The organism is Maribellus mangrovi (assembly GCF_037646455.1).
In the GTDB taxonomy this organism is placed as follows: Bacteria; Bacteroidota; Bacteroidia; order Bacteroidales; family Prolixibacteraceae; genus Draconibacterium; species Draconibacterium mangrovi_A.
This window is the reverse complement of the sequence record NZ_JBBIXN010000003.1, coordinates 118,459-143,157: the sequence shown is the minus strand read 5'-3', so window position 1 is coordinate 143,157 and position 24,699 is coordinate 118,459. Positions and strand designations below refer to the sequence as shown.

General features: G+C 42.3%; 25 protein-coding genes and 1 tRNA gene. 8 read left to right on the top strand and 18 right to left on the bottom strand.

The genetic code is table 11. The features are described from left to right. Positions 1-82: 82 nt before the first annotated feature. The 7 genes from WFY05_RS13535 to WFY05_RS13505 all read right to left on the bottom strand — a co-directional run bounded on the left by WFY05_RS13535 (position 83) and on the right by WFY05_RS13505 (position 6,388). On the bottom strand, positions 83-718 hold the full coding sequence (locus tag WFY05_RS13535; RefSeq protein WP_340113424.1) for a rhodanese-like domain-containing protein: 636 nt from the start codon (positions 716-718) through the stop codon (positions 83-85). Between the two features lie 24 nt (positions 719-742). Further along, positions 743-1,357, bottom strand: coding sequence for a rhodanese-like domain-containing protein (locus WFY05_RS13530; protein ID WP_340113423.1), 615 nt, complete (start codon positions 1,355-1,357; stop codon positions 743-745). A gap of 1 nt (position 1,358) precedes the next feature. Then, a complete protein-coding gene (locus tag WFY05_RS13525; RefSeq protein ID WP_340113422.1) occupies positions 1,359-1,961 on the bottom strand; it encodes a YeeE/YedE thiosulfate transporter family protein in 603 nt (200 codons plus the stop codon). Between the two features lie 123 nt (positions 1,962-2,084). Then, positions 2,085-2,621 (bottom strand): YeeE/YedE family protein, encoded by a 537-nt coding sequence (locus tag WFY05_RS13520; RefSeq protein ID WP_340113421.1) that lies wholly within the window; start codon positions 2,619-2,621, stop codon positions 2,085-2,087. Positions 2,622-2,642: 21 nt separating this feature from the next. Continuing rightward, positions 2,643-3,584, bottom strand: coding sequence for an NrfD/PsrC family molybdoenzyme membrane anchor subunit (gene nrfD / locus WFY05_RS13515; RefSeq protein WP_340113420.1), 942 nt, complete (start codon positions 3,582-3,584; stop codon positions 2,643-2,645). A gap of 18 nt (positions 3,585-3,602) precedes the next feature. Further along, positions 3,603-4,136, bottom strand: coding sequence for a 4Fe-4S dicluster domain-containing protein (locus WFY05_RS13510; protein ID WP_167609904.1), 534 nt, complete (start codon positions 4,134-4,136; stop codon positions 3,603-3,605). Further along, a complete protein-coding gene (locus tag WFY05_RS13505) occupies positions 4,133-6,388 on the bottom strand; it encodes a molybdopterin-containing oxidoreductase family protein (RefSeq protein ID WP_340113419.1) in 2,256 nt (751 codons plus the stop codon). The genes WFY05_RS13510 and WFY05_RS13505 overlap by 4 nt, the downstream gene beginning before the upstream one ends. A gap of 510 nt (positions 6,389-6,898) precedes the next feature. On the opposite strand from WFY05_RS13505, the gene WFY05_RS13500 reads away from it, so the two are divergent. Next, positions 6,899-7,285: a QcrA and Rieske domain-containing protein gene (locus WFY05_RS13500; RefSeq protein WP_340113418.1), complete on the top strand. Its 387-nt coding sequence runs from the start codon at positions 6,899-6,901 to the stop codon at positions 7,283-7,285. A gap of 1 nt (position 7,286) precedes the next feature. Beyond that, positions 7,287-9,986 (top strand): hypothetical protein, encoded by a 2,700-nt coding sequence (locus tag WFY05_RS13495; protein WP_340113417.1) that lies wholly within the window; start codon positions 7,287-7,289, stop codon positions 9,984-9,986. Positions 9,987-10,043: 57 nt separating this feature from the next. On the opposite strand, the gene WFY05_RS13490 is transcribed toward WFY05_RS13495, so the two are convergent. From WFY05_RS13490 to sqr, 4 genes are read right to left on the bottom strand one after another with little or no spacing between them, the layout of a single operon-like run. Beyond that, the gene (locus tag WFY05_RS13490; RefSeq protein WP_340113416.1) at positions 10,044-10,547 is read right to left on the bottom strand and encodes a DsrE/DsrF/DrsH-like family protein; all 504 of its coding nucleotides are present in this window, start codon (positions 10,545-10,547) and stop codon (positions 10,044-10,046) included. A gap of 18 nt (positions 10,548-10,565) precedes the next feature. Then, complete coding sequence (locus WFY05_RS13485; RefSeq protein ID WP_340113415.1) at positions 10,566-10,877, bottom strand: TusE/DsrC/DsvC family sulfur relay protein; 312 nt, start codon at positions 10,875-10,877, stop codon at positions 10,566-10,568. 10 nt (positions 10,878-10,887) lie between these two features. Continuing rightward, entirely contained in the window at positions 10,888-11,568 is a 681-nt protein-coding gene (locus WFY05_RS13480; protein WP_340113414.1) for a DUF1641 domain-containing protein, read from the bottom strand. A 17-nt stretch (positions 11,569-11,585) separates the two neighbouring features. After that, entirely contained in the window at positions 11,586-12,821 is a 1,236-nt protein-coding gene (gene sqr / locus WFY05_RS13475; RefSeq protein WP_340113413.1) for a type III sulfide quinone reductase, selenoprotein subtype, read from the bottom strand. A gap of 143 nt (positions 12,822-12,964) precedes the next feature. Here sqr and WFY05_RS13470 point away from each other — a divergent pair, with 143 nt between their 5' ends. Continuing rightward, positions 12,965-13,660: a Crp/Fnr family transcriptional regulator gene (locus WFY05_RS13470; RefSeq protein ID WP_340113412.1), complete on the top strand. Its 696-nt coding sequence runs from the start codon at positions 12,965-12,967 to the stop codon at positions 13,658-13,660. An 8-nt stretch (positions 13,661-13,668) separates the two neighbouring features. Here the strand turns inward: WFY05_RS13470 and WFY05_RS13465 are convergent, their stop codons facing one another. The 7 genes from WFY05_RS13465 to WFY05_RS13435 all read right to left on the bottom strand — a co-directional run bounded on the left by WFY05_RS13465 (position 13,669) and on the right by WFY05_RS13435 (position 19,458). After that, positions 13,669-14,226, bottom strand: coding sequence for a molybdenum cofactor guanylyltransferase (locus tag WFY05_RS13465; protein WP_340113411.1), 558 nt, complete (start codon positions 14,224-14,226; stop codon positions 13,669-13,671). A 44-nt stretch (positions 14,227-14,270) separates the two neighbouring features. Next, entirely contained in the window at positions 14,271-15,503 is a 1,233-nt protein-coding gene (gene clpX, locus WFY05_RS13460; RefSeq protein WP_340113410.1) for an ATP-dependent Clp protease ATP-binding subunit ClpX, read from the bottom strand. Next, positions 15,503-16,180: an ATP-dependent Clp endopeptidase proteolytic subunit ClpP gene (gene clpP / locus WFY05_RS13455; protein WP_340113409.1), complete on the bottom strand. Its 678-nt coding sequence runs from the start codon at positions 16,178-16,180 to the stop codon at positions 15,503-15,505. Before clpP ends, clpX begins: the two co-directional genes overlap by 1 nt. Before the next feature lie 119 nt (positions 16,181-16,299). Further along, positions 16,300-17,652, bottom strand: a complete 1,353-nt coding sequence (gene tig / locus WFY05_RS13450) for a trigger factor (RefSeq protein WP_340113408.1) — start codon at positions 17,650-17,652, stop codon at positions 16,300-16,302. 79 nt (positions 17,653-17,731) lie between these two features. Next, positions 17,732-17,812 (bottom strand) — tRNA-Leu (locus WFY05_RS13445). 96 nt (positions 17,813-17,908) lie between these two features. Continuing rightward, a complete protein-coding gene (locus tag WFY05_RS13440) occupies positions 17,909-18,850 on the bottom strand; it encodes a LysR substrate-binding domain-containing protein (RefSeq protein WP_340113407.1) in 942 nt (313 codons plus the stop codon). A gap of 95 nt (positions 18,851-18,945) precedes the next feature. Further along, a complete protein-coding gene (locus WFY05_RS13435; protein WP_340113406.1) occupies positions 18,946-19,458 on the bottom strand; it encodes a TrmH family RNA methyltransferase in 513 nt (170 codons plus the stop codon). 16 nt (positions 19,459-19,474) lie between these two features. Here WFY05_RS13435 and WFY05_RS13430 point away from each other — a divergent pair, with 16 nt between their 5' ends. The 5 genes from WFY05_RS13430 to WFY05_RS13410 all read left to right on the top strand — a co-directional run bounded on the left by WFY05_RS13430 (position 19,475) and on the right by WFY05_RS13410 (position 24,594). After that, positions 19,475-20,329 carry a hypothetical protein gene (locus tag WFY05_RS13430; protein WP_340113405.1) on the top strand — a complete coding sequence of 285 codons (855 nt, stop codon included), beginning with the start codon at positions 19,475-19,477 and terminating at the stop codon, positions 20,327-20,329. 48 nt (positions 20,330-20,377) lie between these two features. Beyond that, positions 20,378-21,079: an SIMPL domain-containing protein gene (locus WFY05_RS13425; protein ID WP_340113404.1), complete on the top strand. Its 702-nt coding sequence runs from the start codon at positions 20,378-20,380 to the stop codon at positions 21,077-21,079. 10 nt (positions 21,080-21,089) lie between these two features. Further along, a complete protein-coding gene (locus WFY05_RS13420) occupies positions 21,090-22,301 on the top strand; it encodes a glycoside hydrolase family protein (protein ID WP_340113403.1) in 1,212 nt (403 codons plus the stop codon). 12 nt (positions 22,302-22,313) lie between these two features. Continuing rightward, on the top strand, positions 22,314-22,988 hold the full coding sequence (locus WFY05_RS13415; protein WP_340113402.1) for a VOC family protein: 675 nt from the start codon (positions 22,314-22,316) through the stop codon (positions 22,986-22,988). Between the two features lie 175 nt (positions 22,989-23,163). Beyond that, entirely contained in the window at positions 23,164-24,594 is a 1,431-nt protein-coding gene (locus WFY05_RS13410) for a glycoside hydrolase family 140 protein (protein WP_340113401.1), read from the top strand. Positions 24,595-24,699: the final 105 nt, after the last annotated feature.

Genomic DNA, 24,699 nt, shown 5'->3' with positions numbered 1-24,699 from the left:
AAAAATCCCGAAGAAAAATTCTCCGGGATTTTTTGAATGCAAAACTCGATCTTGATTTTTGCTTTATTTAGGTTTCGGTTTTTTAGCAGCCTCCTGCTGCCACATTTGTTTTTTCCCTGCGTTGAATTTGCACCGGCTTTTCACTTTCGGCTGAAATCACCGCACCATCTTTCGGGGCAGCCATTTCAGCATAATTGAAACGGGCAATTCCTTTTTTGAAACTGTCATCTTCCCTGGTAGCGCTCAAATCATTCTTATGTTCCTTGTAATAAGAATAGCCACCCAGCAGCAGTTTTACATTATTGAAGCCAACCTGGCGAAACAGCATCCACGGTCCGTTGGCCTGAAGTTCGTCCTCGCCGTAAAGCACAACGGTAACACCCATGTCGCGCAGGTTTTTCATCCGTTCAATGTTATCTTCCTGACTCAAAACACTTGCTGCAAGATTTTCTGCTCCGGGAATGTGACCTTGTCCGAAAATGAAATTGTCGCGAATATCAAAAAGCACCACATTTTCAGTTTCTTTAGCGATCACCTTTCCCAGATCCCAGGGATAGAAATATGCATCTGACTCCAGCAAAGCATCCACACTTTCACTTATGGTTTTCTCGTATGTTAGCAATGGTTTTGGTCGGGTTAAGAATCCAACAATCAGGATAAGAACAAAGACCGAAAGTGCGATCATTGTTCTCCACGGATTCAATTCGTGTATATGCATGGTATTAATTTTAACAAGTTTAGATTAACAGCCTCCTGCGGCCACATTCGTTTTTTCACGTCGACGTATCTGCACATCAACTTTAGAGGCATCAGAATCATCAATTCCGCCACCGGTGAAATACATCTGAGCTCCTTTCCGAAAAGTATAAGTTTTGAAATCGGCTGAAGGTGCATCATCACTCGGACGTTGCGGATCAATAATGGTTTGCATCCAGCAATTGATTCCACCTTTCAAAACATAGGTTCCGTTAAAACCAAGTCGCTTAACCAATACCCAGGTTTGATCAGCTTTTATATCGTCGTTGGAAACAAACACCACTTTGGTACCGGGAACTCCGAAATACGAAAGATTTTCTTTATCGAGTAAATTTTCGAGTGGAATATTGATGGAACGCGGCAGTGAAAATTCTTCATATTCATCAGCGCTGCGAACATCCACCAACATCAGCGACGGATCGGCCTGAATAAGCATTTTTGCCACCTGGTCGGTAGAAACATATCGTGTTGGCTGGATCATTTCCTGTAAGAGGATTTCCGGATCTATTTGTTTCGGCTCATCATCCATGGTCAGAAAAAGCGTTCCGGCAGCCAGAACAAGCATTAGTATCGTAAGAAAAATATAATTTCTGTTCATCATCTTAGAATTTATATTGTTTCATGTTTTTGCGTACACGTTTTTCGATAAACATTGTTCCCCAGAAAGCGGCTAAAGCTACTACGGTAAATGCCATTGCAAAATATGGTGCAGGTATTCCGGTCAGTTCGGTTAAGGTTACATTTCCCATCGAACCGCTGTTGTAAAAGTCGCCCAAAAGCGGAAATGCCAGTGAAAAGACCATGATTCCGAGGTACAGTCCCACTGTAAAAAGCAAGGCATCGAGTTTACCGATAGCAATACCCGTAAAACTTGTTCCCGGACAATAACCTCCGATTATAAATCCAAATCCCATAATGATGCCCCCAACAATCATTGGTCCCAGATAAGTGGGAAGAATAAATATTTTTGAAAGATCGAGCCAGCCGAAATAATCGAAATACATCAATCCGACCATGGCTACAATGAGAGCGGTAAAAAATACGCGAAGCACTACAAAATTATAACCGTAAAATACACCGGCCAGGTTTCTTGATGAAGAAAATCCTGAAGCTTCAAGAATAAATCCGAAAGCGATTCCGATTAAAATTGCGATTAAAAAATCCCAGCCTTCACCAATTATGCCATTAGGAATTAAAGGTCCCATATTTTAATGTTTTTGAATGTTCTATTTGTAAAATGATAATCCATTATTTTCAATATTCAGTCTCAGTTACCAGTTTCAGTAGTCAGTATTTCCTGACTGCCAAATGCGACTGCCAACGTTATACTATATCCATAGTTTTCTGAAGAAGTAGGCTATTATATAACCTGTTCCAAAGATTCCGAACATTACAATTACACCCCCTAATGCAAATGTTGCTGTCCCACTCAAGGCTGCACCGCTGGTACATCCACGGCCAAACTGGCTTCCCAGTCCAAAAAGGGCTCCACCGATAATAGCCAGTATCCAGCGTTTTTTACTGGTGATCTTTGGTCCGTGGTCGGTTCTGAATTTACCAACACGTCCAAATATTAATCCTGACAATAACCCTCCGAGCAATACGCCCAGCGATTCAAATACCAGCCAGGTGTACATAGGCGAATGATCGTCGCTCACAAACTTCCCCATATAATCGTTGGCCTTGGTTGCTGAAGGAGCAACGGTATTTGAAGTCGTTACCACGGCACTTTTAATGGCGCCACTCGCTCCAAGACCACGCCCGGTTACAAAAACGGTGGCCAGAATAAGCAAGCCGAGTAGAACTCCGCCCAAATAAGGATTGATGTATTTTGGCTGTTTGTTTACAGCTTTTTCCGTATTCATAATTCAATCTTTATAATGTTTTTAATATAAATAACGTGTTATTTGTCCGGCTTCCACCATAATAAAACGGAACATAAATCCACCAAACAGGATCATTGCCGGCGGAATCCATTTTGGAATGTGAATTCCCCAAATCTCAATGGTTTCGAACACAGCTGGTAAAATCAATCCGATCAATACTACAAACACCCAGAAACTTACTGTGAACTCACCTCCAAGGAAAAGGTTGGCTGCTTCGATTGCAGTTTGCGAACCGGCCAAAAATCCCATAAACAGGTGAATAATCAGGAAAAGTTCGATGAAAATAAAAACCAGATCAATCCGGCTTAAAACTTTTCGTTCGTTCGCATCTTTACTCATCCAGATTATGGTTGCAAGCCCCGTTGAAAATCCTGAAACCAGGAAAAGTGGCCCTAAAATCGAAGTATTCCATAACGGACGGGCATTAAATGCCGAAAGTAATATACCCGTGTAGACTCCGAGAATAATTGCATAAATCATCATGATCCATGCAAGAGCTACTCTGTATTTAATTACAAAAGCTTCGAATTTTTCAAGAAAATCAAATTTCCAGTGCCACCCGGGAACCAGTTCTTTCATGTAACTGGCCACCCAAATGAATGATATTGGTGTAATGATCATCAAGGTCCAGGCTCCCCACCCCATTGGCGACTCCAGGCGAATGGTAGTGTACAACTGCCAGAAAAAGAGTTTATGTTTCAAATCGAGAAACAGGGCAAACAAACCTAGTATCAGTGCAATTGGAGCAAGAATAGGCGCCCACTTAACGGTAGTCTGCATTTCTTTTTCCTTACCCCTTACTACATAGTATCCGGCAAAAAATAATATCCCGGCAGCCAAACCACCTAAAAACAAATAGAGTGGAATCTGCCAGTGCCAGATATTCAGATAGGGATCGATATTTGGGATATTTCGTCCGCTTACAAATAATTCTTCCTTCATTTTTAATCAGTTTTAAGATTAAGTAAGAAAATACAGTTGTGGATCGGTACCGGCTTCGGGAGCCAGCGTTTTCCATTTACGGTCTTTAATTGCCAGTGAAACATCGCTGTTCGGATCGTCCAGATCGCCAAAATGCAAACACCTGGTCGGACAAACGTCAACACAAGCAGGACTTTGACCTTTCTGAACACGGTGCAAACAGAAGGTACATTTATCAACATAACCTTCAGGATGTGAATAACGCGCGTCGTAAGGACAAGACTGGATACAGGCACCGCAACCAATACATTTATGGTGGGTTACCGTAACAATCCCACCTTCCTCGATATGACTTGCTCCGGTTGGGCAGCAACGTACACAGGGAGAATTATCACAATGATTACAACGCTCGGAACGGAATTCCAGACTCAGGCTGGGGTACGTTCCGTCCACACTTTCCACGATCCAGTCGCGGCAATAACCATGTGGTACATTATTCTCCGTTTGACAGGCCACTACACAGTCGCCACATCCGACACATTTTTTTGTGTCGATCGCCATTGCATATCTCATGCTTTAACCTCCTTTTCTTCCAGTGTAGGTTCTTCTATTAAAAATGTAATAAAGTTTCCTCTCATACCTGTTCCACCCATTATCGGGTCAACCGCCACGTTCGTGATCATCTCGGTATCGCTGGCACCGCGGCCAAAGGCACGGGACAGTTTTTTGTTTTTATGTCCGAAACCATGAACCATGTACACCGAATCCCATCGTATGCGCTCGGTAACCCTCACCTTAACAGGGAAAGATGTAATTTGTCCGTCCTGATTTTTTAGCCACACTTCCTGACCTTTTTTCAATCCCCACAAATCGGCCACTTTTGGATTCACCCAAACGCTGTTTTCGCTCATCAAATCCGAAAGATTCGGATTGTTAGAAGTACGACTAAAGGTGTGCATAGGAGCACGGCCGTAAATCAATCGATAAAAGTTTTGAGGCGGCTCGGGATGCTTCGTATATTTTGGCATCGGATCGAAACCATGATCGGCAAAATCAGTTGAATAAAGTTCAATTTTACCGCTATTGGTATTAAATGTAAAATCTTCGTTTTTACCCAGGTACAAAGGACCACTCTTCCTCGGGAATTTCTTCACACCAATCTTCTTCATTTCTTCCAGCGAAGTTCCCAATTGTTTCAACTGCCAGTCGATTACTTCAGAATAATCATCAAAATTGAAGTAATCGTGCAATCCAAGACGTTCACCAATTTGTTTGGCGATCCACCATCCCGGTTTCGAATCGTATTTTGGCTCGATAGCCGGCATCCTCAGCGCAATGTTTGGCTCACGGTTGGGTGCCGAACGAATCACATCGTAACGTTCCAGATAAGTTGCCTCGGGCAATACAACGTCAGCATAACCGGTAATGTCCATTGGCATGGTGTCCATAACCGCGATAAACTCAACCGAAGCAGCTGCCTCTTTGAATAATGGTTTATCGGGCATCGATAATGGCAGGTTGGTACCTGCTACCAGCCAGGCTTTTACCTGGTGCTTGTAATTGTATCTCGGAATCGATGCTTTCAACAGCTCGGTAGTGATTCCCATTGTAGCCAGCGGATATCTTCCTGCGTTCCAGTCTTTCCAGGTCCATTCCGGTTCCGGAAAATGCGGATGCGGATATGCCGGTACAGAAACACCTTCAGGAAAGTAGAAACCGCCACGTTTACCCCAGGCTCCGAGCAGCGCTGTTAAAATAGCCATCGCTCTTTCACGCTGGGTATCATCGCCATACCAAACCACGTGACGTCCCGGGTGTACAATAACCGAAGGAGCAGCGCCGGCCATAGCCCGCGCCGTTTCCCTGATCTTTTCAGGCTCGATGGTGGTAATCCCGTAGGCCCACTCCGGGGTCATACTTTTTACATGATCTTTCAGGTATTCCAACCCAAAAGTGTATTTTTCAACAAATTCTTTATCGTAAAGCTCTTCGTAAATCAACACATGAATCCATGCCATCAGCAAAGCAATATCGGTAGCCGGTTTTATGGGCAACCAGTGTTGCGAGTGCGCAGCAGCTGTTGATAATCTGGGATCAACAGTAATGATGGTCGCGCCGTTATCAATGGCATCCGACATTTCCTGAACCTGCGAGTTGTGCATGTTCTCTCCAATGTGCGATCCGATCAGCACCAAACATTTGGTGTCGCGAATATCGGTACTTTCGGGAGAACCAACATAAGCTCCAAAGGTGGAGAAGAACGCCGAAGAACGTGGACCACGACAGTTGGCAAAAGCAGGTTCCGCATTACTTTCCGATCCGTAAGCCTTTAAAAGGTGATGGAATTGTCCACCCGGAGTTCCGTGGTTAAACAAACCAAAAGCTTCCGGTCCGTGCTTTTCTTTCACCTCTTTCATTTTGGAGGCTACAAGGTCGAGTGCCTCTTCCCAGCTTGCTTCGCGGAAATACTGGCTGCCATCCTTCCGTGTTTCCCGGATGAGTGGCTTTTTCAAACGATCCTCATCGTAAACCATTCCAACACCGCCTGTACCACGCGGACACAAACGACCGTTGCAATGCGGGTCATCCTGGTTTCCAACTACCTTCCTGATTCGACCACTTTTATCGACATAAGCCCAGCCTGCACATTTCCAGAAACATACTTCGCAATATGTCGGATACGGTGTGAGGTCTTCATCACTCACCGGGTCGACCGAATTCGATTCAAAAAGGCCAAAACCTTTCGAACCAAAAGCCTTAAAACCTAAGGCTGCAACTCCGGCACCGGCTGTTGAAATTTTAATAAAATTCCTTCTGGTCTTCATTCGTAAAATGTTATTGTGTAAACGAAACTGATCTTATTCGGGGATCAGAAAAACTGATCAATAAAATACAAGCTTCTACCTATCTACATCTCTAGATTATTGGCTGCAAATATAAAAAGCTTTTTACAGAACGACGATGACATAGTCCTATTTGAAAACATTAAAAATAAGCTAGTTGCAACCTGATTATATTGGCTAATTTAATAATCTTTTGTTCGTTTTTATATGTTTTAAATTATTATTTTACAGTTAATTAAACATTCCAAACAAAACACCAAAATACATTAAATAAATTGAGACTAAAAAGTATTAAATAGAACAAATGCTAAATAACATAACTGGTCTGAATACAAATTACAGGGATGGTTTGTTTGTTTTAAAGAAGCGGAAAAAGGTCTGTTAATATGAGATTTAGCACAAAAAAGGGTGCCAAAATCAGATTGAAAAGTAAAGCAGCAGGTTTCAATTCTTGGCATTTTATCTCATATTTGCCGGTATTAAATTAACATTATGGAGAGCAGGAGAACATTTTTGAGGATCGGTGTCGTAGGATTGATCTCCTTTTTTGCCTTTATCTGGAACAAACTAACACTGAATCACCTTGAAGCTGTTAAACAGAAAAGTAAAACTTTGCCGTTCAACAGAAACAAAGAGATTGCCTTTAGCGACGAATATATTATAGTAACACAAGATAATACCACCACTGTTTATTCTGCCCACTGCACCCACCTGGGTTGCAAAATCGATAAACTGGAGGGCGACCGATTTGTTTGTCCCTGCCACGGATCGCAATACGATTTACAGGGAAAAGTATTAAAGGGGCCAGCATACAAAAACCTGAGAGAGGTTCTTTCATCAATTTCAGAAGACGGAAACAACATAACGATAAATGGCTAAAATGAAACAGAAAAAAGATAAAACTACTTTTGGAACATATGCCCTCGCCATGTTCTGGTTGGTTGTTTTGTCGGGTGTAATACTGGCCATTCCGTTCGATTTTAAGGATCCGTATTTGAGTGTAAGCAACATGATGGTCAGTAATCCTTGGGCATCATTTATAAGAAATTATCATTACTGGAGTTCGCAGTTTTTTCTTATTCTTAGCCTCATCCATCTTTACGACCATTTTCATTACAAAATAAAGATCGGATTAAAACCGGGTATCGCTTTTCGGCTGAGTATTTCACTGCTGATCATTTTTCTGGCGATGATAACCGGCTTTTTGCTAAAAGGCGATGCCGATAGTATGCAAGCCCGCCAGATTTTGCAAACACTGGCCGAACGGATTCCCCTAATTGGAGAATCGCTGGCTTATTCATTGCTGGGGTCTTCAGACAGCTACCAGTTGATCTATGTCCATCACATTGCCACCTTCACGGTTTTTATTGCCATTGCCATGGTTGAACACAGCCGCAAATTCTGGCCTCCGGTTATGGATTTTGTGATATCAACTTTGGCGACTTTTGTGATCAGTTACTTTTTGAGTGCTCCGCTGCACGATAATATTAATCCGGCAGTAAAAGGCCCGTGGTACTTTGTGGGTTTTCAGGAAATTTTGCACTGGCTGCAACATCCGGCATGGTCACTTCTGCTATTTCTGGGAGTTCTTATCCTGGTGTATTTGAGCAACTCTGCGGCCGGAAAAACCATGCTCATGAGTAAACGTAGCCTGCTCCTTTTTACCGGTTTTTATGCTGTTCTTACTTTTATTGGTTTATTTTTCAGAGGAGAAAGCTGGCAGTGGACAACGCCCTGGAGCCAGGAATACAAAACCAGTATTTTACATAATTTCAGAACACCGCGGGTAGATTTTGCTCCTGATTTTACATTGAATGAAGCGTTGAATTCGCCGGTCATCCAGGGAAGAAAAGAAAGTTGCCTGGCCTGCCACACCGAAACACATGGCTTCACAGATTCGCATTCCGCTGAAGCAATCGGCTGTATTTCGTGCCACGGAGGAAATCCATTCGCGACAGATAAAGTTCAGTCGCACAACAAAATGATCCTTATTCCCGGGAACCTATCCAATTCCAAACTTTCATGCGGCAATACGCAGTGCCATCCGGAAATTGTTGAGCGTATTCCAACTGGTTTGATGGCCACACTCAGTGGAATGATCAGTGTTGACCGTTATACCTTTAACGAACAGGATAATCCCGATCTCCTGACTTCGGTTCATGAACTTGCTGATTCTCCCGCCGATGAACACCTGCGAAATTTATGCGTGCGCTGCCATCTTGGAAATCCAAAAACAGAATTGGGTCCGATCGATGAATTTAGCCGGGGCGGTGGTTGCCTGGCCTGCCACCTGAATTACAGTCCGGAAGCTGAGAAAGAATTAGCAGCCAATAAGGGAGAAATGTTAAAATCGCACCCCGAAATCAGTTTGAAAATTACCAACAACCATTGTTTTGGATGCCACAGTCGTTCGGGCAGGATCTCGACCAGTTACGAAGGCTGGCACGAAACTACTTTGCTTGCCAGCGAAATGCCCGACTCATCAAACTACCGAATGATAGAGGATGAACGCGTTTTTGTAAAGCAACCGGCCGATGTTCACCACGAACTTGGGCTGGAATGTATCGACTGTCATCATTCGTACGAAGTAATGGGCGACGGAACACATTACGCCCACCAGGAAGATCAGCAGGATGTGCAATGTTCTGACTGTCACATCGATGGTGAACCACGAACGATTGCCGCCGAAAATTTGGATAATGAATCGGCAATTATTGCTGCGCTTCGATTTGGAAACATTACCAATAAAAAATTCCTGGTGACCGAAAAGCACAATCGGGCATTGATCAACACTTATATTGAAAACGATTCTGTTTTCTTTCTGACGAAAAACAGCAGTAAGAAAATGACGATGAAAGCACCGGCAAGAGAGTGTACCAGAAACATTGCTCACTCGAAGCTCGACTGTTCGAGTTGCCATACCTCATGGGCACCTACCTGCATCGGGTGTCACAACGAGTACGATGCAAATGAACGGGGTTACAACATGATCGAAAACCGCGAAAAATTAGGCAGCTGGGTGGAATACATTGGCGAATACAATGCCAAACTTCCTACTCTCGGCATCAGAAAAACAGAAGAAAAAACTGAAGTTATTCCAGTACTTCCCGGCATGATCATGACCGTTGACCTACATTCCTACACCGGGAATAAAAACGATGCTACCATCTTTCATCGACTGTATGCGCCGGCTGCACCGCACACCACTTCAGCAAAAGGAAGAAGTTGTGTAAGTTGCCACAACAGTTCGCTGGCTTTGGGTTATGGTGAAGGTGAATTAAAATACGTGATTGAGGATGGAAAGGGAAAGTGGAAATTTAAAGCCTTGTATCAAAGCGATCCGAACGACGGGCTGCCGGCTGATGCGTGGATCGATTTTCTGCAAACCCGTGAAGGCAAAGTTTCAACCCGATCAAATGTTTTTCCCTTCACCGTTGAACAACAAAAACGAATTCTTACTGCCGGAGCCTGCCTTACCTGTCATAAAGAAGACTCGAAGGTGATGCAACAAAGTCTGGATGATTTTGATGCTTTGATTCAAAAAAGAAGTACAAAATGTGTTCTACCGGACTGGGACTAAAAAAGGCGCCATCCAAAATATTGAATGACGCATTTAATCCCCCCCAGGAATGTTAAGCTAGGTAAAAATAATCTGAGTTCCTTCTCCCCCTGACATTGCGTACAGATCTCCAACTGTAATAATCGCTTTTACATGGTCACTCAAATCGTCTTTGGTAAGCTTAAACATATCTGCTGCCATTTTACAGGCGTATATTTCTCCACCTCCTGCGGTAATCATATCTAAAAATTCATCAACCGGTGGAACATCCAGCTCATCCATCTGCTTTTTCATCATGGCAGAAACGCCGGCTTCCACACCCGGTATTGCGCCCAGTAAAGTTGGAAACGGCAGACCTCCCGGCATGCGCATTCCCGGATTACCCACTGTTCCAGTATGCAATTTATTCATACGTTTTTTTGTAATTGCATCCAGTCCAAAAAACGTAAAGAACAACTTGGCCTCAATACCTTCCATAACCGCACCGTTAGCCATGATCAAGCCTGCATACACATCCTCGATGTTGGCTTTGGCAACAATTATCATTACTTTTTTTAAAGGAGTTTCCTTTACTTCAGTCATATCTTTCGGTTTTTGAGTTTAAACACAACTGGCCGGTTTTGGTATACCGGCATATTTTGAAGATAATTTCAGTGGCCCGCCGGGGAACAACTGATACAATCCTTTTATATCAGTAATACCCGATTTACCTACTTTTCGAATTGTAAGTGAAGCACCTGCAGCCTGTTCTTTGCGCAGATATTCCAATACCTCGTAATGCTTATCGGTCAATTCAATACCGTCCTCTTTTGCCATCTCGGCCGCTATTTCCTTCGACCAATCTCCTGTGCTTACCAGGTAACCTTCTTCGGTTACTTCAACTGTCTTTCCTGCTAAATTTTTCTCAGCCATAATTCATATTTTAATTGTTATTTTTATTGGTTTCAGCCGCCATGTTCTTCATAAACGTTACAAAGAATCCCAGCCCACGTTTCATTTCCGGTTTATTCAATTCACGCATCACTTTGAAGATTGAATATTCAGGCACATTCTCCATTTCCAGGCTGGCATATACTTTAAATCCATTGTTCATTGCTGCCATCATTTCAGGCTGCGTTGCCGAACGAACCGTTTCCAGAATAGTAACAATATGCTCTGAAAGTTCACGAACATCTTCCGGTTTGTAGTGTGCGATAATGTTGTCAAATATTTTTCCTGCTTCGGCAAAGAATTCGAAATAACCTTTCTGGTCGAACTCGTTTAATTTTTTGCTGAAGTCAATGATCACTTCGTTCAGAATCGGTGAAGCATCCTTAATGAAATCGTTTATACTTTCAAACATTTCTAGGAATTTGTTCATGTTATCAATATTCCTAAGAATCCTAAGCATCAATCCTTTTACTTCATCCAGGTCGAGATTAACCATTCGGTTTTCCAGTTCCTCAACTGCTGTATCGTACATATCCTTCCCAACGATTGACAGATCGGAAACAAGATCCTCGAGTTGATTTGTCTTGAGTCGCTGCTGGTTCACATATTCCAGCAACAAATCCACTTTCTGATTCAACTGAGTTATTTCTGCTTGTAATGCATTATCTTCCATTGTCAGGCTCCTTTCCGTTAATTCACTGTCTTTTTCCCGGCCATTGTCATGTGTGGCTCAACTGGCATTTCCTTCCCTTTAAGCAGAATGTGCCAGTAAATCCAACGGAACATCACTTTGCCGTAATGGTTGATCTTCGTATTCTTCAATAGACCAAAGGGACCGATTCCGGGAAGCGGGAAAGTACCGGGAAGCGGTTCAGTATCGTAATTAAAATCGATTAAAGCTCCCTTTCCATGACCGGTTTCAATATAACAGTTGGCGTGTCCGTCAAACTTTGCCTGCAAAGGACGTCCTTCGATAGCACTCATAAGATTTTCAAAAAGGATTTCGGCAGCAAAGTGCGCCACTGAACCAGCCTTGGATGTGGGAAGATTTGCAGCATCGCCCAGAACGAAAATATTTTCGTGTGCTACTGACTGCAAAGTATGTTTGTTGGTTGGAACAAAATTCATATCATCACCCAGACCACTTCTTTCAATCATCTCATCACCCATATTGACCGGGACAACAGTAAGAACATCAAAATCAATTTCCTTTTCATCATAGGAGATCAACTTTTTGCTATCGTTATCCACTCTTTCGATATAAAAATCGGGAATAACTTTAATGTTCTTTTCAGCCAGTAACTCCGACAACATCTTGGTCGCAATTGGTTTTGTAAACGCTCCCGGCATGGGAGTCACGTATGTGATATCTACTTTGTCGCGAATTCCTTTTTCAGTAAAATAAGCATCGGCCAGAAAAACAAATTCGAGCGGTGCAACCGGACATTTATAGGGCAATTCAGTAATGGCCATCACCAGTTTTCCGCCTTCCCATCCTTTAAAGAAATTCTGGAGAGCCAGTGCACCTTCCACCGTATAAAAATCAAAAATTTCCTTGTACCACAGTTTATCCTGAAGTCCGGGCGTTTCAGTAGGAACTGTCTTTGTCCCGGTCGCAACGATCAAAAAATCATAATTCAAAACCTGTCCGCCTTCCAGTACTACCCTACTCGTTTCTGCCTCAATTTTTTCAATTTTTGCGTACACCATATTTACCCCGGCTGGAATAAAGTCCGATTTTGGTTTGATAACATCTTGCTTGTTGTAAATTCCAAAGGGTATGAATAAAAATCCAGGTTGATAATAATGTGTTTTAAACTGATCAACAATGGTGATATCCCATTCTTCCCTGTCAAGTGTATTCCGGAGTTTATTGGCCATCATTGTTCCGGCAGTACCGGCACCAAGTATTACAATTCGCTTCATAGTTAAGTACTTTGATTGTTTTATTGATGTTAAAAATATCAGTAAGAAAGATTCGTGATTTTGAGGTCTTTATGATAATTATCACAACGTATTAAATATCATAAGAAAATGGTATTTTAGCGGACAATTAGGTGCGATATATCATGAATCAAAGAGTTCCAAAATGTAGTTGTGAAAATTGTCAATTAAAAACCCTTTTCTTTTCGCATGTCTCACCCGATGAACTGTTTGACATTTGTGACATTAAAGAAGAACGCACTTACCGGAAAGGAGACCGAATAACCAGCGAAGGCGAACCGATCCATGAATTCCTATACATGAAAGAGGGACTGGTTAAGCTCTCGAAATCGACAAATGAAGGAAAGGAACAGATCATTAGCTTTTCAAAACCCTTTGATTTCGTAAGCCTTTTAAGCGTGTTCTCTTCCAAAACATATATTTATTCCGTAACAGCAGTTGAAGATTCAGTTGTTTGCATCCTCGACCTGTCGGTTGTCAAAAACAAGGCACAGCAAAATGCAATGTTCACGATGGACCTGATGACCAGAATAAGCAGTGCGACGGATAAAATAGTTATCGAAAACCTGGAGATCAGAAGAAAACAGCTTAAAGGTCGCGTTGCACATGTTTTACTTTACTTTTCGAATTACATTTATGAAAAGGACGAATTCGAACTTCCGGTTTCCAGGCGTGAAATCGCAGAATATATAGGTATGACTACCGAAAACGTTATCAGGACTTTATCCGAATTTCGCAAGGATAAAATCATAAAAATCTTTGGCAAGGATATTTTAATTGCCGATAAAAGCCGATTGGAAAATATTTCTGAGTTCGGGTAACACTTTAATTAAAAGAAAAGATCTTCAGGGTTATTCAAATTGCGAAACAAATCCGGATATTTTTTCAGCCATTCTCCTGCATCCATAAAGTTGGTATTCAGCTTCTCTAACAGAAAATGCAATTTGTAATTCTCTGCTTTGATCCGGGCTTCTATTTGCGGCAAAGCTTTTTTGTGATAAAAGGCAATCAAAGGTTCTTTCTTCCCGGCGTGAATAGGAACAACAGCTTCGAAATTAGGTGTTCCGTCTTTCAAAAATCGAATAAAGTCTTGTTGTACAAAAGGGGCATCAACACTTAGTACAAGATTCCAGTCGTGTGAAGATTGTTTTAAACAGGAGTAAATCCCGCCGATCGGGCCACAATCTGCATCCTCATCATCGATTCGTCTAAAGTCCTCCACCTGATGTTCAGGATAATTGGAACTGATCAGCACTTCTTCGCAGAAGGAGGAACAAAGATCTACGGCACGTTTTAATAAGGTCTTACCTTCGAACTCCAGCAATGCTTTGTCGCTGCCCATTCTGCTGCTTTTTCCACCGGTCAATATAATTCCTGTGATGTTCATGGCACAAAAAAGCCCTGACGGAACCGTCAGGGCTTCTATATCGTTTAACTTGCTTTTAGTCGTTGTAAACTCGAATTATCAAGTTTTTCTTCGGCGTATTCTTTTGATATCAGCAACTTCTCAACCTCCTCCGATGGCAGGTCGAACATGGCATCGTTCATAATGTTTTCGCAGATCGAACGTAATCCGCGAGCACCCAATTTAAATTCAATCGCCTTATCCACAATATATTCCAGCGCACCTTCTTCAAATTCTATTTCAATGCCATCAATCTCAAACAACTTCTTGTATTGCTTGATGACCGAATTCTTGGGTTCGGTAAGAATATTCCTCAGCGTTGCTTTATCCAGTGGATCGAGGTTGGCAAGCACCGGCAAACGACCGATGATCTCCGGGATCAATCCAAAAGATTTTAAATCCTGCGGCGAAACATACTGCAACAGATTTTCGCGTTCAATGCGGTCCGAATCTTTAGCGGCACTGTATCCAATAACCTTCGTATTGAGTCGGTTGGCAATTTTGCGTTCAATTCCGTCGAAAGCTCCACCACAAATAAAAAGAATGTTCTTGGTATCCACCGGAATAAGTTTCTGCTCCGGATGTTTACGTCCTCCCTGCGGAGGTACGTTCACGATCGATCCTTCGAGTAGTTTCAACAATCCTTGCTGAACACCTTCTCCTGATACATCGCGGGTGATTGATGGATTATCTGTTTTACGGGCGATTTTATCAATCTCGTCAACAAAAACGATTCCGCGTTCGGCGGCTTCCACATTGTAATCGGCTGCCTGCAAAAGTCGTGTAAGTAAACTTTCGATGTCTTCGCCCACATAACCGGCTTCAGTCAAAACGGTAGCATCAACAATGGTAAACGGAACATGCAGCATGCGTGCAATGGTTCTTGCCAGCAATGTTTTTCCTGTTCCTGTTTCACCTACCAAAATAATGTTCGACTTTTCAATCTCAGTTTCGTCGTCACTTACATGCTGCGTCAACCTTTTGTAATGGTTGTACACCGAAACTGCCAAAATCTTTTTCGCACGATCCTGACCAATCACATATTGGTCGAGAAAGTCCTTGATTTCCTTTGGCTTTAATAATTTCACACCATCCAGGTCGAATTTGTTGTTGGTTTTCACTTCTTCCTGAATAATGGAATGCGCCTGATCGGCACAGCGGTCACAGATGTGCCCGTCGATACCTGCAATCAGCAGGTTCACCTCGTTCTTTTCCCTTCCGCAGAACGAGCACTTATCCATATTTTTCTTTTCCGCCATTATTTTTTATTCCGTGCTAAAACTTCGTCAACCATACCATATTCAACAGCTTCGGTTGCAGTCATCCAATAATCGCGATCAGAATCTTTTTCGATCTGTTCAAGCGACTGTCCCGAATGCTCTGCAATAATGGTATATAGTTCTTTTTTAATTTTCAGAATCTCGCGAGCCGTAATCTCAATATCAGAGGCTTGTCCCTGAGCACCGCCCATAGGTTGGTGGATCATTATGCGAGAGTGTTTCAAAGCCGAACGTTTTCCTTTTGTTCCGGCGGTCATTAGCACCGCAGCCATCGACGCCGCCATTCCTGTACAAATTGTAGCCACATCGGCGGTTATGTACTGCATTGTATCGTAAATACCCAATCCTGCATAAACCGAACCTCCCGGCGAATTGAAATAAATCTGAATGTCCTTGCTCGGATCGGTTGATTCGAGGAACAACAACTGCGCCTGAATGATATTGGCTACAGTATCGTCGATCGGGACACCCAAAAAGATGATGCGGTCCATCATCAAACGCGAGAAAACATCCATTGATGCTACGTTCAACTGGCGTTCTTCAATAATTGTAGGAGAAATGTATGCTCCGTAGGCCGATGTATATTGATGCATAGTCATGCTGCTGATGCCGGCATGCTTTGTTGCATATTTTTGAAATTCGTTGTGATCTTTCATGTCAATTACTTAAAAAAATAACTTTGCAATGCGCTTATGCGCCTCACAAAGTTATAAAAAAGTTTCATGCTGCTATCTTCAGCACTATTAATTTCGTGTATGTGAAATAAGCGTTTCGCCTATTGCATCATTTTATTGAATTCTTCCTGAGAAACCTCTTCTTCGTCAAGCGTTACCTTTTCTTTCACGTGTGCAACAACTTTGTCTTCCTGCACTTTTTTATAGATTCTTTCCTGCTCTTCAGGTTTCTCCATGATCATTTTAGCGAACGATTCCAGTTGTTCTTCCGGAACATCGTGCATACCGTACTGCTGGAACTGTGCCAAAGCCATACGTTTTGCAAATGCATCGGTTTCTTCCGGTGTAACTGTAATATCGTTTTCTTTTGCAATGGCGTCTTTAATCAACTGCCATTTCAGATCGAGAATGAAATTATCAAAATCATTTTCTACCTGCTCAACTGTCAACTCCTTGTTGGCAGCGATCAACCAGCGTTTCAGAAATGCTTCGGGCAATTCCACATCTATCTTTTCTACCAAAGCGTCGCGGGTGTCAAGTGTAAATTTGTGCTCCGAAGAATAAACTAGGCTGTTCGCAATATCTTCTTTGATCCTTGCTCTGAAATCCTCGATGGTTTTTACCTCAGTCTCTTCACCGTAAAGATTTTTGAAAAGCTCTTCGTTCAATTCTGCTTTTTCAAACTGAAGCACTTCAGTAACCGTGAAGCGGAATTCGCTATTCAACTCATCGGCTTCTTCGTGGCTAATGTTTAACATGTGCCCAACTTCGTGACGGTTATCGAAGGCTTTCACCGGGTCGAAAATCATCACATCATCTTTCTTGCATCCAACAAATGCATTCTTAACTTCTTCGTCCTTGATTTTGTCAACAGCCAACAGAACACCTTCAGGCGCGATTCCGTCTTGTACTTCGTTTCCTTCTTCATCAAGCTGAACAAAATTACCGCGAACCGAGCTGTTTTCCTTAGCCTCATCAACCGGAACATTCTGACCAAGTTGAGATGCGGCCATTTCTTCCTGCTGCGCAATCATTTTATCAGATACCGCGATGTTGTAGTATTTGAATTTGTTGCGTTTGTCGAGTGAAACATTGATTTCGGGTGCCAGTGCAACATCGAAGGTAAAAGTGAAGTCCTCATCTTTTTCCCAGTCGAATTGTGCCTGACGCTCTTCGTTCGGAAGAGGTTCGCCCAGCACCGGAAGCTTTTCATCTACCAGGTATTTCGACAGGTTTTGCGAAAGCAATTTGTTTACTTCTTCCACCAACACACCCATACCAAATTTTTTCTGGATAAGGCCTTTTGGTGCTTTCCCCGGACGGAATCCCGGAATGGATGCTTTCTGGCGATATTCTTTCAACACATCGTCAACCTGTTTTTCGTAATCGGCTTTTTCAATGGCAATGTTGATCACTGCATTTACATTGTCGATATTTTCCCTGGTAATGTTCATTATCGTAAAATTTAAAACGCTTTTCAAAAAAATTAAAACCGCCAAGCCTTACCAAAAAAGGAAGGTCGGCGGTTATCCGTGCGGATGAAGGGACTCGAACCCCCACGCCATAGGCACTAGATCCTAAGTCTAGCGCGTCTACCAATTCCGCCACATCCGCTTTTAGCGGCGCAAAGGTATATAAAAAATTTATTTTCCCATGAAATACACCGAAAATTAAGGGAATATTAAATTGATTTCTTTGAAATTAAAGAGGTTAACGCCATTCAACAATGGTACCACGTTCTGCTTCCTGCATTTCTTTTGGTACGGCATCGCGCATAACGTTCCACAAGAGGTTGATGAGTTTGTGTTTTGCAAAATGCCGTGAATAAACCAGACTCACTTCACGCAATGGTTTAATGGTAGTGAAATGCTTCACGTTGTAAGCCCGCTTTTTCGACATCGTTGCTTTGGCCAGCTCAGGAATCAAAGTAAGTCCACCTTCGTGATCTACAATATTCATTAAGGTTTCCAGCGAACCTGCTTCGAAGTGAAATGGCAACTGACTATCGGTAGTTCCGAGGTAACTGCAAAGGTTAATTACCTGGTCGCGGAAACAGTGTCCGTCGCTCAGTAACCAGATTTCCGGAGTAGCAATATCCTGTAGTGTAATTTCTTTTTGGTTGTGCAGTTTGTGCGAACTGTTGGCATACAGCAACATCTCTTCGTAAAACACCGGTTTCTCAATAATCTTTTCCTCTTTTAACGGCGTTACCAGTACCCCTACATCAATCATGTCTTTATTTAGTAACTTGATGATATTATCGGTAGTTGCTTCGGTAACTTTTATAAAAATGTTCGGGTATTTCTTTTTGTATTCACCAATAAAAATCGGCAACAGATAAGGAGCCAAGGTTGGAATAATACCAATACGTAACATTCCGGAAACCTGGTGTTTGTGATCTTTCACAATATTATTGATCTCTTCAGCTTGTTTGAGAACTACACGGGCCTGTTCGATAACCCGCTGACCAATATCGGTAGGTATAAGTGGTTGTTTACTCCGATCGAAGATGATAATCTCCATATCTTCTTCGAGCTTTTTAATTTGCATTGAAAGTGTTGGTTGAGTGATAAAGCAAGCCTCGGCGGCTTTACCGAAATGCCTGTGGGTATCAACAGCAACTATATATTCCAATTGGGTTAAAGTGATCATGGCGCGTTGATTTTTGGCTAAAGTAGAAAAAATCTATCAATTCGGGCCAATTAGTCGATGGAATTAATATTTATTAAAACAATGTTGAAGATCAGTTAGTAAGTAGTTTGTCTCAGCCATTCGAAAGCAGCCACCGACAAAGCATTTGACACGTTCATCGATTTGCATCCACCGGGCATTGCGATGAATACTTTATGATTTATTAAGGCCAGAATTTCTTCCGGAATACCACGCGATTCGCTGCCGGCCAGTAAAATAGTTTTGACGGGCAACCTGGTCTGGTACAGATCAACGGCCCCATCGCAGGTTTCCAGGGCGGTTACAACATGGTTTGGCAGGTATTCCGTCTCAAACTCTTTTTCCGTAATAAAGCTCCAGGCTTGCTGATCGTAAGAAAAACCAGCCGTTTTTTTGATCTTCGAAAGCCGGTGATTCTCATCGCCCTGAACAAACAAGGCCTGAGTCGCACCAACATTGTGTGCCAGGCGAATGATCTTGCCAATGTTTTCGGCATTACTTATTTTCCAGGCTGCCAATATTAGCTGTGCCTCTTCAGAATCCGAATCCACGGGATGATCGCGAAAAAATTGTACGGAATTTGTATTCATATAAACCGCCTTAAAAGTGCTGAACACTTTCGTTGAACTCGGGCTAAAATACTACTTTTGCGAAAAAGATTTTATGATGAAACAGGCAATTCAATATATCGCATTATTTCTGGTTGTTCTGGTAACTGCATGTGGACCTTCCCAAGAAGACCTGGCACGCGTTAAACTGGAACAGGCAAAAGCGATGCTTCAAAACCAGGATACGACCGGTGCCTTGCAAAAACTCGACAGCATTGCCAAGCTTTTCCCCGAAGCCGTATATTCAATAAATGCCGCTAAAAATTTAAGTACTGATGTGCGTTTTGTAGTTTACGAACGCACCGAAGCGGAATTGGATTCGCTGAAAGTTACTATTGCCGAGCTGAAAAAGAATTTTGTGACGGAAAAGACCGAATTTGATCGGTACACGCAATACATCCACAAACGCCAAACCTTTAAACGTGCCTGGGATCGCTCGTACATTCAGGTGCATTTGGATGAACGCGGCGAATTATACCTGAGTAGTAATTACCACGGCGACCACTGGTTAAATCACACCGGGCTTAGGGTATACGACAGCGGCGAAGATGCCAAAACCGAGAAGATCCCGATCGGCAGTCCCGATAACCATCGCAGCGATTTTATGGATGCCAAATGGGAAAAAGTTTCGTACCGGAATGGCAATGACAATGGGGTAATTGAATTTATTGCCCAACATGTCGACAGGAATTTGAAAGCTGTTTTCCTTGGCGACGAATATTATTACATTATTCTAGAAACCTACGACAAAGAAGCTGTTCGCGATGCATTCGCACTTTCAAAAGCCATAAAAAAACAGAAGAAGTTGGAACGTGAAATAAAAAGACTGGAGAATCAGCTCAACATTCAATAAGCACTTCCGTTTAAGTTTAAATACTTTTATTAAGCAATTTTCTCCGTTATGAAAAATTCAACCGCCGTTATCCTGGGCCTTTTCATGGTACTTGCATTTGGCGTTTTCGGATGGTACTTCAAACAATCGCGCCAGCAGCAACAAACTGTAAAAGTGGTAGGTTATGCCACACACGAATTTGAAAGTAACCTCGTGAAATGGTCGGTAACACTTTCGCAGCGCGTATCGATGTCGGGTACTGAAGAAGGTTATCGTTTAATGGCCAAAAAGCTCGGTTCATTTAAAGAAGTTTGGGAATCGACAGGTATTTCCGCCGACGAATTTAAAGTCTTCCCTATTACGGTAAACGGCGAGTATGGCAATGGTGGCCAGGTTGGCTATAACCTCACTCAACGTATTTACTTGCTCTCGAACGACCTGGAAAAAATCGAGCAGATCGCTGTCAATCCGGCGGTTTTTGTAAATGCCGGACTGGCTTTTGATAATTCACAAATGGAGTTTTTCAGCACGGACCTGGAAGACATAAAAAAAGACTTGCTGGGAGCAGCGACACAAAATGCACGCGAACGTGCCGAGTTGATTGTTTCAACTACCGACCTGCAAGTCGACAAATTGCTTTCGGCACGCAGCGGAGTTTTTCAAATTACCGAACCTTACTCAACTGAAGTGGCCGGTTACGGTGTGCACAACACCAGCTCGCCAATAAAAAACATTAAAGTTACCGTGTCGGCAGAATTCTCACTGAAGTAATCAATTTTTCATGAGTAATAATAAAGTTACAATTCTAATCGGCCTGATGGTGATTATGGCGGCTTGCAATAAACCGTCAGGCGAATTGCAGGTAGAGGCGCTGCCCATCGATGCGACCGTTAGCGGAAATATCCTGATTGGCCCATCGGTAATCAACGATCCCAATCGTTTTGTGTGGGGTGGCAGCGTGGTAAAAGGCGACGACGGGAAATATCACATGATCTACAATACCTTTGAATGTGGTGATTCGCTGCCTGAATTTGGCAATGGCTGGGTGCTTCATTCAAAACTGGCTTATGCTGTATCTGATTATCCCGACCGGGATTTTCAATTCAAAAAAATTGTTTTACTTGGTCGCGCTCTCGAGGGCGATACTGCCGCCTGGGATGCTCAGATGGTATCGAATCCGCACCTGAAAAAATTCAACAACAAATATTACCTGTACTTCATCGGTTCAAAAGATCCTGGTATACAGCCACCCGGTTCACCCGGCGAAAAACTGAACAAACGTAATCGCGTACAGCAGAATCAAAAAATTGCGGTGATCGAATTCAACAGTTTCGACGACCTGATGAATGGGAACTTTAAGCGTCCCAAGGCTCCCATTTTGTCGCCCCGAACACGGGTTAAACCCGATAATATTGTAAATCCTTCACCCGCAGGTACGGCCGCAAAACCCGACAATATTATTGTTGTGAATCCATCAGTAACCTACCGACCTACTGACGGAAAATACCTGTTGTATTTTAAAGGTAATCTTTACGACACGAACTGGCGCGGTGTGCATGGCGTCGCACTTTCCGATTCACCAACGGGGCCTTTTACACCGCTCGATGATATTATTTTCGATTTCAGAACAGAAGATGGGAAACTTGCTTCGGCAGAAGATCCTTACGTTTGGTACCACAAAACGCACAAGAAATTTTATGCGGTATTTAAAGATTTCTCGGGTAAAATAACTGGTCAGGAACCGGGGCTTGCTATCCTGGAATCGACTGACGGGATTAAATGGACCAAACCGGCCGAGCCGTTTTTTATGAAAAAACAAGTAGTCCTGCAATCGGGCGACACTATAAAAGTAAACCGCCTCGAACGTCCCCAGTTGCTGATAGACGATGACGGAAATCCAGAGGTACTTTATTCAGCCTGCTCCATCATCAACATCAATCCGACAAAAAAAGGCGAATCGTTTAATGTGCAGATACCATTAAAACTCAAATAAAAACACAACGTATTGAGAATAAAAAGCCTGAATATTTACTCCACTAATTTATCTGAGCAAGTACCATTTTACAGTGAAGTGCTCGAACTGCCCATGCTGGAATCAACAAACGAAAGTGCCACTTTTCAGATCGGCGAATCGAGGTTCACTATTCAGCACCGCGTGCAAACAACCCCCTATCATTTTGCCATAAACATACCCTCGAACAAGGTCGATGAAGCACTGGGATGGCTGCAAGAGCGAGTAAGCGTTTTAAACGAAGGCGACCGGAAGATACAAAATTTCGAAGCGTGGAATGCTAAGGCCGTGTACTTTTACGATCGGGACAAAAACATTGTGGAGTTGATTGCCCGCAAGAATTTAGGATTGAACAGCAGCAATAAATTTGACACCGGTTCCCTCCTGTCAATCTCTGAGATCGGAATACCGGTTAACAACATCGAAAAGATTTATGCCCCGATCCACCGCGTAACCGGGCTCGAAATTTACGATGGCTCCTTTGAACGTTTTTGTGCCGTGGGCGATGAAAACGGCTTATTTATCTGTGTAAATAAAAACCTGAAAACCTGGTTCCCCTCAGGTGATGTCGCACATTCCTCTGACTTTTCTGTAAAAATTGAGACCTACAATAATTTATACTTTGTGGAATTCGTAAACGGAGAACTAAAAATCACAGACAAGCACTAGCAACCAGCTAGAACGATTATCTCTCCCGCGTGTACGTACAACCTTTTTTTGTTCCACAAATAGAGATTAGGAATAGATTGTCTATTTTTAATGTGTAATGATGAAACCATGAACGTAGTTCTTCGTTATGTCACGAACTGCAAAAACTGATACGATAACCAAAACCAACTAACCGATGATGGAAGAACCTTATTCTGTTTCTTTTAAAGACGACAGTAAAAACACTTTTAAATTGGCAATTTGTGGTAAAAACCGCCTAATTAAACTCGCGTATTTCATCACTTTATTTTTATTAATAGTGGTGAATTCCACGAATGCACAACTATCAGTAAGTGAAAATGGCAGGTATTTAGCAAGGCACGACGGCACACCATTTCTGTGGCTGGGTGACACCGGATGGGGACTTTTCCAAAAATTAAGCCACAAGGATATAGATTTCTACTTTAAAACAAGAGCCGAACAAGGATTTTCTGTTGTACATGCTGCGGTTGTGCATAAAAATCCATTTATCGTTCCTGAGCTTGAAAATATTTATGGTGACAAAGCTTTTGCTGATGAAACTCTAATGTTACCTGCAGTAACTGATGGAAAAGACAACAATGATCAAGCAGATTATGATTATTGGGATCATGTTGACTATGTAGTTGATAAAGCCGATAAATATGGTTTGTACCTGGTATTTGTACCCCTTTTTAATATGGCTGAAGGTGATGGCTATAATTTAATTAATGTGGAAAATGCGTATGGTTACGGCAAATTTCTCGGCAAGAGGTACAAGGATAAAACCAACATCATCTGGTGTATGGGAGGCGATGTTCTTGCTGAAAATGATCAGAGTAAAACGATTTGGAATTTGCTGGCAAAGGGCATAACCGAAAGTATAGCGGGAAAAGAAGATTATTCAAAAACACTTATGACCTATCATGTCCGCGGCGGACATTCTTCATCCGATTATTTTGGGAATGCCCCATGGATCGATTTCCACATGATTCAAACCTGGGATTCGTATACCACAATTTATGATATGGTTGCGAAAGATTACAATAATAAATTGGTTAAGCCGGTATTACATGGCGAAGGAGCCTATGAAGACGGGCCCGAATATCCGACCAAACCAATTACTTCACACAAAATAAGAAAACAGGCTTATTGGGCCACTTTTGCCGGAGGAATGCATACTTACGGAAATACCAACATCTGGAGCTTTGGATCAAATCTGAAATACGTTAAACAAGACTGGAAAGAAGCTATATATTCGGATGGAGCGAAAAGTATGTCTGTGTATCATCAGATTTTTCAGTCATTAAACTGGTGGGATTTTTCACCCGATCAATCCATAATTGCTGAAGGAACAGGAACAGGAGATTCTTTAAATGTTGCAATGAATTCTGTTAAAACGAATCAAATTCTGGTTTATCTTTCCGAACCTTCCGAGGTGAGCCTGGATTTAAATAAACTTTCAGGTTCTACAAAACTTCCGGGCGAATGGATTAATCCTAAAACCGGGGAAAGAAAAAGCGCTGGAAAGTTCAGCAAAAATAAAGATGTTAAAGTTAAAACCCCACTCGGTTGGGAGGATGCTTTGCTTCTGATCGGGGACAGATAAATTAGATTTCAATTGAAATTCTGAAGTACAACAATACAAGAAAATAGTTCCGTTTTTCATCAACACGATTGTTGTAAAAAATTGGCTATTAAAAAATATTTGCCA